The sequence below is a fragment of the Actinoplanes sp. NPDC051346 genome (assembly GCF_040682215.1).
Taxonomy (GTDB): Bacteria; Actinomycetota; Actinomycetes; order Mycobacteriales; family Micromonosporaceae; genus Actinoplanes.
Window position 1 is genome coordinate 643,603 of record NZ_JBFBAJ010000001.1, and the last position, 14,847, is coordinate 658,449.

A 14,847-nucleotide genomic window follows, 5' to 3' on the forward strand; every position below is an offset into this window, starting at 1 on the left:
GCCGTCCGTCGAGTCCGGGTCAGCCCGGGCGGTGGCGCTCCGCGCCGGAGAGAGGGCGGGCGGAGAGGGCCGTTTACCGGCCGAGGACGGCACCGCCGTTGAGGCCGATGATCTGCCCGGTGAGATAGCCGGCGTCCGCGGAGGCCAGATAGGTGATGGCCGCCGCCACGTCCGCCGGTGTTCCGGTCCGGCCGACCAGCGTGTCAGCGATCTTGGTGGCCACGAAGTCCGGCGTGTCCTGGCCGTGGAAGATGTCGGTGTCCTGGATATATCCGGGCGCCAGCACGTTCACCGTGATGCCGTCCCTTCCGAGTTGCCGCGCCAGCCCGAAGGCCCACCCGTGCAGCGCGGCCTTCGCGGCGGCGTACGACCCGGCGGAGTGGGATCCCGCGCCTCCCCGTTGCGCGGCAGCCGAGCTGACCAGGATGAGCCGCCCACCCGGCCGACTGAGGTGTGGCAGCAGGGCTGTGGTGAGCAGCACCGCGGTGAGCAGGTTGGTGTCCAGGTCGCGGCGCCAGGAGGCGGCCAGGGCCTCCAGCCCCTCGTCCGCCGCCGGCGTGATGATCGCGCCCGCGTTGTTGACGAGCACGTCGACCGTGCCGAGTTCCGCGATGCGCTCCGCGGCGCGCCGCACCTGCGCCGGATCCGTCAGATCCGCCGCGACCGGGATGACGCGGGCGGAGCCGATCGCCTGGTTGATCTCCTCGCTGGCCTGAACCAGCAGCTCACGTCGGCGTCCGATGATGACCACCCGGTCCCCGTTGGCGGCGAACGTGCGCGCGATCTCGCGCCCGATGCCCGTGGCACCACCGGAAACGACCGCCAGACGTGAAGAATCGATCATGTTCGTACGGTAACGGACCCCGCTATTCAGTGATCTCCATGGTGGCCATCATGGCGTGGGACGAGTGGTCGATCAGGTGGCAGTGGTAGACGTACCGTCCGACCGGTCCGTTGAATGTCGCCTGGAGCCGCACCGTCTCGCCCGGCTGGAGCGGCACCGTGTCCTTCCACCCCGCCTCGGAGGGCGCCGGCGGCTGGCCGTTGCGGCTCAGAACGCGGAACTGCACCAGGTGCATGTGGAAGTTGTGCGGGATCGTGAACGTGTCCCCGTTGGTCACCTCCCAGACCTCGGTGTCCCCGCGACGGATCGTGGTGTCCACCCGATCCGGGTCGAAGGCCCTGCCGTTGATCTTGAAAGTGAAGTCCTGGGGGTCGATGCCCAGGCTGAACCGGCGGACGACGTCCGCCTCGCCCAGCGGCGGCAGCGGCCGCAACACGGCCGGCACGCGGCTGGCGTCATAGGCCGGCCGGCCAACGTCGAAGCGCAGCACCGCCCCCGCCGTGTCGTCGGCGAGGATCACCTGGGTGCCGGCGGGGCGTCCGGTGAAGTCCACGATGACGTCGACGCGTTCGCCGGGGCTGAGCTTGATGTCGCGGGTGGTCACCGGGGCGCCGAGCAGGCCGCCGTCGGTGGAGATCTGGACCATCTCCTCGCCGGCGCCCAGCCGCAGCGTGAACGTGCGCAGATTGGCGCCGTTGAGCAGGCGCAGCCGGTAGCGGCGGGCGGCAACCGGAAAGTACGGTTGCGGGCGTCCGTTGGTCAGGATCGTGGTGCGGTTCTGAAAGTCCTCGGGGACGAAGAGCAGGCCGCCGTCGTCGTCGAACCGGGCGTCGCGCAGCATGATCGGCACGTCGAAGGCGCCGGACGGCAGGCCCAGGGCGTCCTCGCGGGGATCCTCGATCAGGTAGAAGCCCTCCAGGCCCCGGTAGACGTGTTCCGATTCCATGTGGTGGGCGTGGTCGTGGTACCACAGCGTCGTGGCCTGCTGGCGGTTCGGATACTCGTACACCCTCGTGCCTCCGGGGGCGATGACGTCCAGGGGGAATCCGTCGCTCGCCGGGGGTGTGTGGCCGCCGTGCAGGTGCACGGCCGTGTCCATGTCGAGCTGGTTGGTCTGGGCGATGACGACCCGGCGACCGGCCGTGGCGCGGATGGTGGGGCCGGGGAACTGCCCGTTGTAGCCGTACACCTCGGTGGGGGCGCCGCGCAGGATCGGGACCTTCGCCTTGCGGGCGGTCATCACGTAGAAGTCGGTGGTCGCGGTGCGGGTCACCGGCGCCAGCGTGGCCGGGATCGGCATCCGGACGGAGAACGGCTCGGGTACGTCGGCCCGGGGTGATCCGGTGTCGCGCGAGTTCGGCTGTGACGCGGCCAGTGCGGAGGCCCCGTACGCGGCGGTCGGCAGGAGCACGGCCCCGCTCGCCTTCATCACGGTACGTCTGGTCGGCATGGAATACCGAGCTCCTCTCGCTGGTCGCGGCGTGACACTGTGGATCACGGTGACGCGCGGCTCTCGAGGCCCACTCGAAGCCTCGTCGGGGCGCCGGTGCGGCATAGTGATCTGCCGTGAGACCTCAATCTCCGGCCATGCCGGCCTGCCCCGTCGCCACCCGCCTCTACGAGGGCGGCGGGGTCGTGGCCGAGGGCTTCGGCGCGGACGAGATCCCGCGGCTGCTCGGCGAGCATCCCGACGCGGTGCTCTGGCTGGACCTGTTCGACCCGGAGGAGGACGACCTGCGGGCCGTCGCCGCGGAGTTCGAGCTGCATCCGCTCGCCGTCGAGGACGCGGTGCACGACCATCAGCGGCCCAAGCTCGATCGCTATCCGGGCCATCTCTTCATGAACGTGTACGACGTACGCGTCTCGATCGGCGATCCCGCGCCCACCATGCGCAAGGCGGAGATCAGCGCGTTCATCACGGCACGGGCGCTGATCACCGTACGCAAGTCGGAGAGCGACGTGTCCCGCGTCGTCGCCCGCTGGGACGCCGACTCCGGCCTGGCCCGGCACGGCGGCGTCGCCTTCCTTGTGTACGGCCTGCTCGACGTCGTCGTGGACAGCCAGTTCGCCGCCGCCCGTGCCCTCGACGAGGCGATGGACAAGACCGAGGACACGATGCTGGAGGAGGGCGGCGCGCCGCGCGCGGTCCGCCGGTACGGGTTCGGCCTGCGCAAGGCCCTGGCCGAGCTGCGCCGCCCGGTGGCGCCCATGCCCGGCCTGATCGCCGAGGTGCTGCGCCTGGAGAGCGGCCTGGTCGACGAGCGGCTCGCGCCCTACTACCGGGACGTCGACGACCACGCGCGCCGGGCGACGGAGATCATCGACAGTGCCCGGGAGCGGATCAACGGGCTTCTGGAGGCCGACCTCAACGAGCAGAGCAACGACCTCAACGACGTGACCCGCAAGCTCGCCGCCTGGGCGGCCATCATCGCGGTGCCGACCGCGCTGACCGGCTTCTTCGGCCAGAACGTGCCGTACTGGGGCTACGAGCGGAATTCCGGGTTTCTCGCCAGCCTGCTGCTGATCGTGGTCTCCGCCGGCGGGCTGTACGTCTACCTGAAGCGTCGCGGCTGGCTGTGACTACGGTGGCGGGCATGGAACGACTCGCGCACGCGGCCAGGTTGGAATGGGACGGCGCCACGGGGGAGGGCTACCGGGCCTACTCGCGAAATCACACGGGGACTGCCCCGCCGGCGCACGCCTCGCTGCGGCTGAGTGCGGATCCGCACTTCCGCGGCGATCCCGACCTGCTGAATCCCGAACAGCTCGTCGTCCTGGCGGCCGCCTCGTGCCAGCTTCTGTCGTTCCTGTCGGTGGCCGCCCGTAAGCATGTCGACGTGGTGCGCTACACCGACGACGCGACCGGTTTCCTGAGCGAGGACCTGCGGCACGCCCGCATCGAGCTGATCGAGCTGAACCCGGTCGTGCACGTAGTCGCCGGCACCGACGAGGAGCTGGTGCTGCGGCTGGTGGAGCAGGCTCACGAGGAGTGCTACATCGCCCGGTCGCTGATCTCGGAGGTGACCGTGGGGGCGACCGTACGGGTCGCCCGGTAGTGTCCGTCGCCCGGACATTAGGGTGGGCGCGTGCGTGACATCGCCGTGTTCACCGGAAGCGCCCATCCCGAGCTCGCCGCGGAGATCTGCGAGCAGTTGGGCGTTCCGCTCCTACCCACCAGAACCTCCAGGTTCGCCAACGACTGCATCGAAGTGCAACTGCAGGGCAACTGCCGGGAACGCGACGTGTTCCTCATCCAGCCCCTGGTTCCCCCGGTCCAGGAGAACCTGGTCGAGTTGCTCTTCATGCTCGATGCCGCCCGCGGTGCCTCGGCCGGTCGCATCACCGTCGTCCTACCCCACTACGCGTACGCGCGCAGTGACAAGAAGGACGCCCCCCGCATCTCGATCGGCGGTCGCCTCGTCGCGGACCTGCTCTCCACGGCCGGCGCCGACCGCGTGCTCGCCATGACCCTGCACTCCCCGCAGGTGCACGGCTTCTTCAGCATCCCCGTGGACCACCTGCACGCCCTGCGGGAGCTCGCCAACCACTTCCGTGGCTACGACCTGAGCAACACGGTCGTGGTCTCGCCCGACCTCGGCAACGCCAAGGAAGCGGCGGCGTTCGCCCGGATGCTCGACATCGAGGTCGCCGCCGGCGCCAAGCAGCGGTTCGCCGACGACAAGGTGGTGATCAGCTCGGTGATCGGCGAGGTCGCCGACCGCGACGTCATCGTGCTCGACGACGAGATCGCCAAGGGCAGCACCGTGATCGAGCTGTTGGCCCGCTTGCGCGAGCGCCACGTGCGCAGCATCCGGGTGGCGTGTACGCACGGCCTGTTCTCCAGCGACGCGGTGCGGCGGCTCTCCGACGAGAAGGACGTCGAGGAGATCGTCTGCACCAATACCGTGCCGATCCCGCGCGAGGACCGCACCGACAAGCTGACCGTGCTCTCGGTGGCGCCGGCGCTCGCCGAGGCGATGCGCCGCATCCACAATGGCGAGTCGGTCAGCGCGCTCTTCGCCTGACCGTCACTCCCGCGCGGGCTGCGGGCCGCAGAGGGTGAGGATGGCGCCGAGCAGGGTGGAGCGGGTGAACGGCTTCTCCACCAGCATGCTGTTGGCGTCGAGGGTCAGCTGCGGCCCCAGCGACGCGGCCGTGTAGCCGGACATGTAGAGCACCGGCAGGTCGGGGTGGTGGGTGCGCAGCGCCGCCGCGAGTTCCGGGCCGGTCATCGTCGGCATCACCACGTCGGTGATCAGCAGGTCCGGGTGGGCACCCGCGGCGACCTGCGTGACCGCCGTGAGCGCGTCGGTGGCGACGGTGATCTCGTAGCCGGCCGGCTCGATGAGCCGCTGCACCAGCTGGGCGACCTCCGGCTGGTCCTCGACGATCAGCACCCGGCCGATGACGGCGGGCGTGAGCCGGCGGTCGACGGCCGGTGCCGTGCGTTCCTCGGCCGCGGGCAGGTAGAGGTGCACCGTCGTGCCCATCCGCGGCTGCGACTCCAGGGCGATGTGGCCGCCGATGCCCTGCACGATGCCCGCGCAGGTGGCCAGGCCCAGTCCGGCGGCGGTGGGCCGGGTGGTGAAGAACGGTTCGAGGGCGCGCTTGCGGGTCTCGTCGCTCATGCCCACGCCGGTGTCCTGGATGACCATGTGCACGATCCGGCCGGCCGGAGCGCCCTCGGCGAGCTGGCCCTGCTCCACCACCTCGTTGGTGGCGGCCACCCGCAGCATGCCGCCGTGCAGCATCGCGTCGCGGGCGTTGGCGGCGAGATTGACCAGCGCCTGCTCGAGCGGTCCGCGTTCGGCCCGCACCGGCCAGACGTCCGGGCTGAAGGCGAGGTCGAGGCCGATCCGTTCGCCGAGCGTACGGCTGAACAGGCTCTGCACGTCGGTGAGCAGGTCCGGGATCGGGATGATCTCCGGCCGGTTTCCCTCGGTACGCCCGAACGCCAGCAGCTGGTGCGTCAGCGTCCGCCCGGTGGCGACCGCGTCCAGGATGTCCTTGGCCATCTGGTGCTGCGGCGTGCCCTCGGCCAGGGTCGAGGCGATCATGTCGGCGGAGCCGGCGACCACGGTCATCAGGTTGTTGAAGTCGTGCGAGATGCCGCCGATGAGCTGGCCCATGCTGTCGAGCCGGCGCAGGTGGTCGAGCTGGCGCTTGAGCCCCTTGGCGTCGATGTGGTCGGTGGTGTCGGTGACCATGCACAGCACGCCGTTGCGCCGCCCGTGCTCGTCCTCGAGCGGCATCATGCTCATCCGCACGCTGCGCTGGGAGCCGTCGGCGCGCAGCAGCTTGGTGGCGCCGACGGTGGAGCGCCCGGCCTTGCACTCGGCGATCCGGCGGGTGAGCTCGGCCTGGCCGTGCTTGTCCAGGAAACCGCGCAGGGAGACGCCGACGAGCTGGGCGCGGGGCAGGCCGAGGACGACGCCGATGGGCTCGTTGGCGTAGGTGGCGACCCCGTCGTCGTCGAGTTGCAGCACGCCCTCGGGGATGGTCTCCAGCACCCGGCGGTAACGCTCCTCGCTGGCGCGCAGGCGTTCCATCGCGCGCGCCCCCGACAGGGCCAGGGACAGCTCTCCGGAGAGGTCGCGGGCGAGCTCCACCTCGGCTTCGGTGTAGATCGCGCCGGAGTTGCCGCGGGTCAGCACCAGGTAGCCCGCGTACGTGTTGTCGACGATGATCGGGCACAGCATCGCGGCGTGCACGGCGGGAGCCGGGGCGCCCGTGTCGACGTACGCCTCGTGCCGGGGCCGGGGCAGCTCGGTCAGGGGCTCGCCCTGCTCGCCGGCGAGGACGAGCGGGCGCCGGCTCGCGGCGAGGCTGGTCGAGAAGTCGTCGTCGGGCAGTTCGCCGACGCGATCGAGCAGGCGGCTGTACGCCGGGGCCCGCTCGTCGTCGGCATGGTGGTAGGTGAGCCCGGCGTAGCGCCCGTCGTCGCCCAGTAGCTGGACGCCGGCGCCGTCACCGACCATGTCGGCGGCGGCTCGCGCGGCGGTGGAGCACACCTCTTCCGTGTCGTCGGCGACGCGGCTGAGCGCCAGCGCCAGGTCGGCCAGTGCGTACCGGAGGGGATAAGCCATGACACCCATGTGGCAACTATCGGCGGAACTGGCTCGCGGTGCGGGCGGTTCAGGAGGAATGCAACCGTCCGGCCGAGGATGATCCCACGAGTCACGCGGCGAACCAGCACTCCGCGAGCTCGTCGAGGGTCGGCCCGGCGGGCGCCGGGAGCTTGGCCAGATAGCCCGGGAGATTGCTGTAGTAATGAAGTAACGTCCAGGCCATCAGACGACGGCGCAATTCCCGATCCGGTTTTGTTCCGTACGCCCGCAGCAGGCGCCCGAAGCTCCGGGCGTCCCCCCGGGTCAGGAACACCGCCGGCCCGACGAAGTCGTACTCGGCGGCACCGCGCATGGCCGGCTCGAAGTCGAACAGCCCGGTGAGCCGCCCGTCCCGCACGAGCAGGTGCTCGTCCATGATCTCGGTGTGCAGCAGCACGGCCGGGGCGGTCAGCGGCACTGACGCCAGGAAGCCCGGGATCTGATCGGCCCACTGTCTGTCGAGTCCCAGGGCGCGGTGCCGTCCGGCGCACCCGGCGACCTGGTCGTCGACGAACTCGTCCCAGCGCTGCGGCCACCAGTTCTCGACGTCCGGCGGCGGCAGGGCGTGCAGGGCCGCCATCGCCTCGCCGACCTGGTCCGCGACCGCGTCCCGCTGCTCGGTGGTCATCCGGGGCCACGCCTGGCTCAGCGGCTCGCCCGGGAGCCGGTCCATGAGCACGTAGCCCCAGCCCTCGAACGTTCCCGACGCGTGGACGCCCGGCGTCGGCACAGGTAGCCGTCCGTGCACCGCGGCGAGCACCCCGGCCTCGACCGGCAGTTCCTCGGCGTGCACCGGGGGAAAGAGCTTGAGCACCGTGTCGCCGATCGCATAGACGGGCAGCGACCCCGTCGGGTAGCGCGCGGGCTCACCCGTCACGCCGAGCTGGGCGAGCAGTGCTCGCACTCCCGGGCCGAGCGCCTCCTCATCGCGGGCGACGAGGTCGAAATCCTCCTCGTCCTCGGCGTCCGGCCAGAGGGTCATGACGTTTTCCCAGCTCAAAGCGGCTCCATCTCGGGCAACGACGGGAGGGGGATCCGGTGACGGGTGGCGAGGGACACCTACCTCACGTGCGAACTCCGACGCGTGGGGTTGCCTATTGAACGGACAAACAGCATCATTCCGGTCGGCCAAGTCGGATGTCGCGGCACGCGGCGGGCGGGAGGCACGACCACAGGTGGACCAGGATCCCACGAGCGGCGGCGCACGGACGGATTCCGACGGCGCGTCGACCCTCGATCTGAGCGGACGGTGTGTCGGCAGCTCGTACATCCTCATCCGCCCCATCGGGCACGGCGCGACCGGAACGGTCTGGCGTGGCGTCGACCGCTCCTCCGGCGAGCCGGTCGCGGTCAAGCTGCTGCACGAGAGCCTGCTGCGGCAGCCGAAGCTGGTCACCCGCTTCGTGCAGGAGCGCACGATCCTGCTCATGCTGCGGCACCGCAACGTGGTCCGGGTCCGTGACCTGTTCAGCGTCGGCGAATCGCTCGGGCTCGTCATGGACCTGGTTCCGGGCGGCAGTCTGCGCGACTACCTGCGCGAGCGGCCCACGCTCGCGCCGGCCGAGGTGGCACGGCTCGGCGCCCAGGTCGCGGCCGCCCTCGCCGAGGCGCACGAGCTCGGCATCGTGCACCGCGATCTCAAGCCGGACAACATCCTGCTGCACCGCGAGGACGGCCGGCTCGACATCCGGCTCACCGACTTCGGCATCGCCCGGATCCTGAACACCCCCAGCCTCACGACCACGCACGCCGTCGTCGGCACCCCGCACTACATGTCACCGGAGGCGTTCCACAGCTCCTCGATCACCCCGGCCGCCGACGTGTACGCCCTCGGCGTGCTGCTGTACGAGATGGTGTCGGGGCGGCCGCCGTACGACAGCGACACGGTCACCGATCTGATGCGGCTGCATCTCGAGGGCACTCCGGAGCGCAGGCAGGGCATTCCTGATCCGCTGTGGGAGGTGATCGCGAGCTGTCTGGAACAGAAGCCCCGGCTGCGCCCGGCGGCCGGTGAGCTCGTCGTCGAGCTCGGCGACGTGGCCCGCCGCGTGGACGCCCCCGCCCTGAGCGCCCCGGCGGTCCGCCCGCCCGGCCCCCGTGACTCGGGGCCGGCGGACCCGCCCGGCGCGGACGGCGGCCGGGCGTCCGCTGAACCGGACGCGTCGCGTACCCCCGATCCGCAGGGGCCGGCCTCGGGGCCCGGCCGGCATCCGTCGCTTGGCTCGCGCCGGCCCCGGGTGCCACGGCGCCGCAACCAGCCGGCGAGCTGGCGATGGGCCCGCCCGTGGGCGATGATCGTGCTGGTCTGCGCCGCGATGCTCGCCTCCGGGGTGGCGACCACGGCATGGCACCTCGGCCGCGCCGGCGGGAAGCCGGCCGCGGGGGCGCCCGTGGCTCAGGCCGGGACCGGGAACGCCCAGCCTTCCGTCGCCGCCTCCTCCGCGAGGTCGGCGCCGACGCCGACGCCGGCACGCTCCGCGCGTGAGCGCGGGAACGACTCCGGCGCCGGGCAGAGCCGGCTGCCCGCCGGAGCCGCCACGTCGGCGGTGTCGACCTCGCGCCCACAGACCACCGGGACCGCCGAGTCTCCGGTCACTGAGAAGACCTATGGCCCCTGGGAATGCGCGCAGCAGTACGCGCTCAGCTACGACAACGCGATGGCGGTGCGGCCGTGCCACAAGGTCGGGGAGAAGGTCCAGGTCACCGCGACGCTGACCGCCCCGCGCGACGGCACGGCCACGCTCTCGGTGGAGTTGCGCGACGTGGCGACCGGTGCCAGCTACCCGGGGAAGAGCTGTGCCGGCCTGGTCTTCCGGGACGGGGCACGGTCGCGGGAGTGTGGGACCGCCACGGTGAGTCCCCGCCGGGGACACCGCTACCAGGTGGTGATGTCGTGGCGGTTCAGCCACGACGGCAGGGTCGAGGCCGGTTCCGCGCGCGGCACCGAATTCGCCTTCTGAGACCACGGCGGGCACGTCACCGACGTGCCCGCCGCCCGGGTTCAGAGCACGGAGTTCAGCGCCGGCAGATAGCCGTACTTGTGGCCGTTGCCGTTGGGGTGGAAGGAGTCGGTCGGCGGGAGCAGAGTGAGGCCGTGCAGCCACGGGCTGGGACCGCAGACGCCGTGGCCCGCGAACTCGTCCGTCACGTCCGACCAGGTGAAGCCGGCCGCCCGGACGCGCGCCTGGATGACCTTGTTGAGCTCGGTGGCGCCGTGGTTGAGGGACTTGCGCTTGGGAATGCTCATGCCGGCGAAGCCGCAACTCGGCGCGGTCACGTCGAACAGCAGCGGATAGCCGAGCACGACCACCTTCGCGTTCGGCGCCTTCGCCCGGATGTCGCGATAGGTGGCGTCGAGCCAGGCGGGTATTTCCTCGTCGAGCAGCTCGAGCTGTTCGGCGACCTTGGCGGCGCAACCGCTGTCGCTGACCAGCGTGCAGGTGATGACGGTGGAGGCGAAGCCGGCGTCGTTTCCGCCGATGGTCACCGTCACCAGATCGGTGCCGGTGGACAGGGCGGACAGCTGGGTGGACCGCAGCGAGCTGGTGGTGGCGCCACTGCAGGCGACCGAACGGTACGAGGCGGGATCGTTCGCGGCGTCCCACAGCCCGGGGTAGGCGTTGGGGCTGCGCAAGCAGCTGCCGGACTGCCCGGACGTGCCGACGCCGGACGAGTAGGAGTCGCCCATGGCGATGTAGTCCCACGCCGAGGGGGGAGATGCGGCGGCGGGGGCCGCGGTGGCGACGGTGAGCAGGATGGACGTGACGAGGCAGGCGAAGACGGAAAGACGTCTGCTCATCGGGGGCCTCCAGATCCACTGGGGATGGTGGGGGCCGAAGCGCTCCGGTTACCGAAGAGTAAGTCAAGGCCTCGTCGAATGAAATATAGTGACATTCGAGTTACAACGTAGTAACATGCATCGATGTGACCTGCATGTATGTCATGCAGTTACGTTTCATGTGCGAAGAGTAGTCGATTGTCAACGGCGGTACAGCCGTTCTTCAGCGTGTCCACAGCTCGGCGCACTAGCGTCGCCGCATGGACGAAGAAAGGGCACACCGGGTCGTCAAGACACTCCGCGCGCGCAACGTCTTCGCGCACGTGAAACTGCCGCAGGCCGGCATCACCCGGTACGGGATCCGGGTCGTGCTGCCCGACGGCCGCGAGGCGATCTGGGACAACGACGGCACCGCGGGTCTCGAGGCGCAGATCATGCGCAACGGTGTTCTCGTGGGCTTCGTGCCCTCGATCCCGGGCTCGGAGAACTTCGGCGAGGAGCAGATCATCGAGGCCGTCGCCCGCGCGGACTACGACCAGCCGATCGGACGCTCCCGACCGTCCACGACGGCCCGCGGGCCCGCGCCCGTCGCGCCGCGCCCGCTCGGCCTGACCGAGCGGCTCCGCCGCACCTTCCGCGCCTGAGCCGCGTCGCCCGCTGAGCCGCGCCTTCCGCGCCTGAGCCGCGCCTTCCACGCTGAGCCGCCCCTCAGCGTGAGCGGGTCAGCCCGTGCCGAACCCGACGTCGCGGCTGGGCAGCGCCCTGCCGTCGGCGTCGTATGCGGTCAGCTTCGTCAGCGACCTCTCCGCCGGCACCTGCGCGGGATCGAACCAGAAGGCGACGACCGACGGATCGTTACTCCACCGCGCGAACCGCGCCTCGACGAGGTTTCCGTCGGCGACGGCGGTGATCCGGACCACGTCGGTGCCGACGAAGTAGCCGAAGGCGGGCGAGGAGTAGCCGTCCACCTCCGTCGCCACGTGCGGCGAGTGGAAGCCGGGAGAGCGGGACGAGCCCTCGGTCTCGTTCATCAGGACCAACCGCTCCAGCGTTCCCCGCGCCGTACGCCGGCCGGTGGTGAGTCCGATCGCGGTCCCCGGCACCATCGCGTCCTCGATCGGCACGAACCAGAGCAGCACCGGCTCACCGTCGGACCGGAAACCGGTGTCGATCACCTCGCCGAGCACCCCTGTGGAGGATGCGGAGGCGACCGGCGCGGACTCGATCGGCCCGTCGCCGAGGCGGGTCAGCATGCTGCCGCCGACCAGCAGGGCCAGGACGGTGGCGGCCGAGGCCCCGGTCACCGCCAGGCGGCGTCGGCGGCGCAGGCGGCTGCCCTGGGCCATGACCGCGCCGAGGTCGAGGGGGCGCGGCTCGAAGTCCGGCGGCGAGTGCATGGCGTCCTTCAGGTCATCTAGGTCGGTCATCGCGCTGCTCCGGTTTCCAGGCCCTGGCGGGGGGAGGGAATCGAGACCCGGAGCTTGGCCAGCCCGCGGGAGTTGAGGCTCTTGACCGTGCCGAGGGAGAGGTTGAGCTCCCGCGCGACGTCCACCTCGGTGATGTCGAAGAAATGTCGCATGACGACGACCGTGCGTTCCCGGGGGGAGAGTGCCTTGAGCGCCCCGATCAGCCAGCGCCGCCGGGTGACGTCGTCGGCCACGTCCCGGGCCGCCGGGCGCTCCGGCAGTTCCTCGGTGGCGTACTCGCGCAGCGGGCGGCGCCACTGGTCGGTGAGCAGGTTCGCCAGGACGGTGCGGGCGTAGGCGTACGGGTCCTTGCGGCGGACCCGACCCCACGACGCGTACACCCGGACGAGCGCGGCCTGGGCCGCCTCCTCCGCCTGATGTCGGTCGCCGGTCAGCAGATATGCGGCGCGTTGCAGCCGCGCCGAGCTCGCCAGGGCGAACTCGACGAACTCGTCGTCACCTCGTCGGCCTACTCCCACGGGAGCAGAGACGGGCGAGGGCCGCGAAAGGTTGCGGCGAGTTTGCGGAGCACCCGCCCATGATGGCCGCCTACTGCCAGGCCTTGCCCACCCGCTCTGCCACCTCGGCCGCCTGTGCCCTGCCCGCCTCGGCGGCCGGGGCGCGGCGCGAGGGGTCGAGCGCGTTGCGCCCGATAGCGGTCCGGGAGGCGGCGTTCGGGCTGATGACGGCCGTCCGCACGCCGGGCCCCAGCCGCTGCGCCTGCGCGTACGGGCGATCGGCTCGCCGGGCGGCGACGGCGATCGGCGCGATCACCACGACCCGGTCGTAGTCGCGGGCAAGGTCGACGTTCGCGGCGGATCGGACGCCGCCGTCGACGTAGCGGCGGGCGCCGACCGTCATCGGCGGCCAGACCAACGGCACCGCGCAGCTCGCCGCGACGGCGTCGATGAGGGACACCCCGCTGTCGCGGTCGAAGATCTCGACGGCGCCGGTCAGCGCGTCGACGGCCGGCACCAGCAGGCGGGTCGTGGGCCAGTCGTCGCGCCGGACCCGCGCCGCGATGGCCGTACGCCGCTCGGATTCGGGCACCGTGTGGGCCCGCAGCGCGGCCCGGCCGAGCCGTGCCCGACCCCGCGTACGGCCGCCCGGCCAGAGCGCGGCGAGCACGAAGCCGAGCAGCACCCGCGTGCCGACGACCGCGTTCGTGTCGCCGCTGGTGTCGGCGAGTTCGCGGGCGTACAGCTTGTCGAGGGGCGTGTCGCCGGTGAGCTCCGCGGCCACCACCGATCCGGCGGAGGTGCCGATGACCAGATCGGCGGCGGTCAGGTCGAGCCCGCGCTCGGCGAGGCCGTGCAGCAACCCGATCTCCCACGCGACGCCGGTGACGCCGCCTCCGCCCAGGACGAGCGCACGCTTCTCCATGCGCCCCACTATGCACTCTCCCGGTGGCGTCCGCGCGCCGGGATCTAGGTGCGGAACAGGGCCGCGTATCTGGCCGCCGAACCGGGGTTCCGGCGGCAGGCCGCGTCGGTGCGGAACAGGCTCGACTGCACCCCGCCGGCGCCGCAGTCGGAGAAGTACGCCTCGTAAGCCAGATGCGCCGCGTGAGCCGCGAACCACTCGTGCATCCACGTGATGAAGTCCGGGTTCTCGCGCCCCGCGTCCGCCGTCGGCACCACGCCCCACTCGCCCACCGCGAACGGTTTGCCGTGTGCCCGTGCGAAGTCGTACAGCCAGGTCAGTCCCTCGGGAGCGGCCGCCGCGCGGTCGAACGCGGCCTTCGTCGGCGACCAGGGGTAGTGGTCGTAGTTGTCGATGCCGACGATGTCCACGTACGCGTCGCCGGGATAGCAGTTGGTGCTCAGCCCGCCGCAGACGCCGGCCGGCGTGCTGTGCGCGTTGATCGTCCATTCCAGCAGCACGTCCGGATTGGTGGCGCGGATGTTGTCGGCCGCCCGCCGGTAGCACGCGATCCATGTCTTCGGGTCGGTGGCGAGCCAGGGGGACGTCTTCTCGTTGAACTCCCAGCCCAGCCGCACCACCGAGTCGCCTCGGTAGTGGTCGCGCATAAGCGTGCCGAAGGCCCGCCAGTCGGCGTCGTGCTCGCCGCGGGCGCAGGACGGCAGGTCCTCGCTCGCGCCCTTGGGCACCAGGCCCTGCGAGATCACCAGCATGCCGTCGAAGTCGGCCAGGAGCTCGAAGGTCCAGCCCGTACCCCTGGTCATCGACTCCCAGGACGTGCGGTCGGTGTAGGTCTGGGTCACCCGGCAAGCTCGGCCGCGGGCGGTGCAGAACGCGGTCACGTGCGCGGTGTCGAACCGGGGATCGCCGTTCACGCCGGACAGGCCGTTGGCGCCGGGCCAGGAGCCCACCGTCCGTGGCATCGCGAGGAGTTGTCGCGCCGACCGACGATCACGCACCGTGGCGGCCGGCGGGGACGCCACGGCGCCTGACGGGGCGTTCGACGCGGCGGCGGGGGAGCTGGGTGCGGGCTCGCCGTCGGGCGTGCTCCGGTGGGTGGCCGTCGTCGCGACGCCGACGGCGAGGCCGGTCAGGGCGACGAGTGTCGCGAACGCCGCGACCACCAGCGACCGGCGACCGTGCCCTCGTCCCTCGGCCATGCGGTGATCTCCCGGCGGTCGGAGCGTGTCGCCGCAGTCTGACATTTTTCGGGCCGGTGGGTGTGGGGTT

14 protein-coding genes are annotated in these 14,847 nt (G+C 71.4%); 5 read left to right on the top strand and 9 right to left on the bottom strand.

Features of this window, described 5'->3' with window-relative positions; translation table 11 throughout:
• Nucleotides 1-73: 73 nt before the first annotated feature.
• Nucleotides 74-844, bottom strand: coding sequence for an SDR family oxidoreductase (locus AB0M36_RS02875; protein ID WP_364151349.1), 771 nt, complete (start codon nucleotides 842-844; stop codon nucleotides 74-76).
• Between the two features lie 22 nt (nucleotides 845-866).
• The gene (locus AB0M36_RS02880; protein ID WP_364151351.1) at nucleotides 867-2,294 is read right to left on the bottom strand and encodes a multicopper oxidase family protein; all 1,428 of its coding nucleotides are present in this window, start codon (nucleotides 2,292-2,294) and stop codon (nucleotides 867-869) included.
• A gap of 116 nt (nucleotides 2,295-2,410) precedes the next feature.
• Between AB0M36_RS02880 and AB0M36_RS02885 the strand changes: the two genes are divergently transcribed.
• Genes AB0M36_RS02885 through AB0M36_RS02895 form a run of 3 tightly spaced genes read left to right on the top strand, consistent with a single transcriptional unit; the run spans nucleotide 2,411 to nucleotide 4,869 of the window.
• Entirely contained in the window at nucleotides 2,411-3,424 is a 1,014-nt protein-coding gene (locus AB0M36_RS02885) for a magnesium transporter CorA family protein (protein ID WP_364151353.1), read from the top strand.
• 14 nt (nucleotides 3,425-3,438) lie between these two features.
• Nucleotides 3,439-3,900 (top strand): OsmC family protein, encoded by a 462-nt coding sequence (locus AB0M36_RS02890; RefSeq protein WP_364151355.1) that lies wholly within the window; start codon nucleotides 3,439-3,441, stop codon nucleotides 3,898-3,900.
• A 30-nt stretch (nucleotides 3,901-3,930) separates the two neighbouring features.
• A complete protein-coding gene (locus AB0M36_RS02895) occupies nucleotides 3,931-4,869 on the top strand; it encodes a ribose-phosphate pyrophosphokinase (protein ID WP_364151358.1) in 939 nt (312 codons plus the stop codon).
• Nucleotides 4,870-4,872: 3 nt separating this feature from the next.
• On the opposite strand, the gene AB0M36_RS02900 is transcribed toward AB0M36_RS02895, so the two are convergent.
• Both AB0M36_RS02900 and AB0M36_RS02905 read right to left on the bottom strand, forming a co-directional pair.
• Nucleotides 4,873-6,939: a response regulator gene (locus AB0M36_RS02900; protein ID WP_364151361.1), complete on the bottom strand. Its 2,067-nt coding sequence runs from the start codon at nucleotides 6,937-6,939 to the stop codon at nucleotides 4,873-4,875.
• A gap of 82 nt (nucleotides 6,940-7,021) precedes the next feature.
• A complete protein-coding gene (locus tag AB0M36_RS02905) occupies nucleotides 7,022-7,933 on the bottom strand; it encodes an aminoglycoside 3'-phosphotransferase/choline kinase family protein (protein WP_364151363.1) in 912 nt (303 codons plus the stop codon).
• A gap of 193 nt (nucleotides 7,934-8,126) precedes the next feature.
• On the opposite strand from AB0M36_RS02905, the gene AB0M36_RS02910 reads away from it, so the two are divergent.
• On the top strand, nucleotides 8,127-9,911 hold the full coding sequence (locus tag AB0M36_RS02910) for a protein kinase (RefSeq protein WP_364151366.1): 1,785 nt from the start codon (nucleotides 8,127-8,129) through the stop codon (nucleotides 9,909-9,911).
• A gap of 41 nt (nucleotides 9,912-9,952) precedes the next feature.
• Here AB0M36_RS02910 and AB0M36_RS02915 read toward each other — a convergent pair whose 3' ends face one another.
• A complete protein-coding gene (locus tag AB0M36_RS02915) occupies nucleotides 9,953-10,750 on the bottom strand; it encodes an SGNH/GDSL hydrolase family protein (protein ID WP_364151369.1) in 798 nt (265 codons plus the stop codon).
• A gap of 239 nt (nucleotides 10,751-10,989) precedes the next feature.
• On the opposite strand from AB0M36_RS02915, the gene AB0M36_RS02920 reads away from it, so the two are divergent.
• Nucleotides 10,990-11,373 (top strand): hypothetical protein, encoded by a 384-nt coding sequence (locus tag AB0M36_RS02920; protein ID WP_364151372.1) that lies wholly within the window; start codon nucleotides 10,990-10,992, stop codon nucleotides 11,371-11,373.
• A 78-nt stretch (nucleotides 11,374-11,451) separates the two neighbouring features.
• On the opposite strand, the gene AB0M36_RS02925 is transcribed toward AB0M36_RS02920, so the two are convergent.
• The 4 genes from AB0M36_RS02925 to AB0M36_RS02940 all read right to left on the bottom strand — a co-directional run bounded on the left by AB0M36_RS02925 (nucleotide 11,452) and on the right by AB0M36_RS02940 (nucleotide 14,777).
• Entirely contained in the window at nucleotides 11,452-12,156 is a 705-nt protein-coding gene (locus AB0M36_RS02925; RefSeq protein ID WP_364151375.1) for a hypothetical protein, read from the bottom strand.
• Nucleotides 12,153-12,674 (bottom strand): SigE family RNA polymerase sigma factor, encoded by a 522-nt coding sequence (locus tag AB0M36_RS02930; protein WP_364151378.1) that lies wholly within the window; start codon nucleotides 12,672-12,674, stop codon nucleotides 12,153-12,155. The genes AB0M36_RS02925 and AB0M36_RS02930 overlap by 4 nt, the downstream gene beginning before the upstream one ends.
• A 70-nt stretch (nucleotides 12,675-12,744) precedes the next feature.
• Nucleotides 12,745-13,578 (bottom strand): patatin-like phospholipase family protein, encoded by an 834-nt coding sequence (locus AB0M36_RS02935; RefSeq protein ID WP_364151380.1) that lies wholly within the window; start codon nucleotides 13,576-13,578, stop codon nucleotides 12,745-12,747.
• Nucleotides 13,579-13,622: 44 nt separating this feature from the next.
• The gene (locus AB0M36_RS02940) at nucleotides 13,623-14,777 is read right to left on the bottom strand and encodes a glycosyl hydrolase (protein ID WP_364151382.1); all 1,155 of its coding nucleotides are present in this window, start codon (nucleotides 14,775-14,777) and stop codon (nucleotides 13,623-13,625) included.
• Nucleotides 14,778-14,847: the final 70 nt, after the last annotated feature.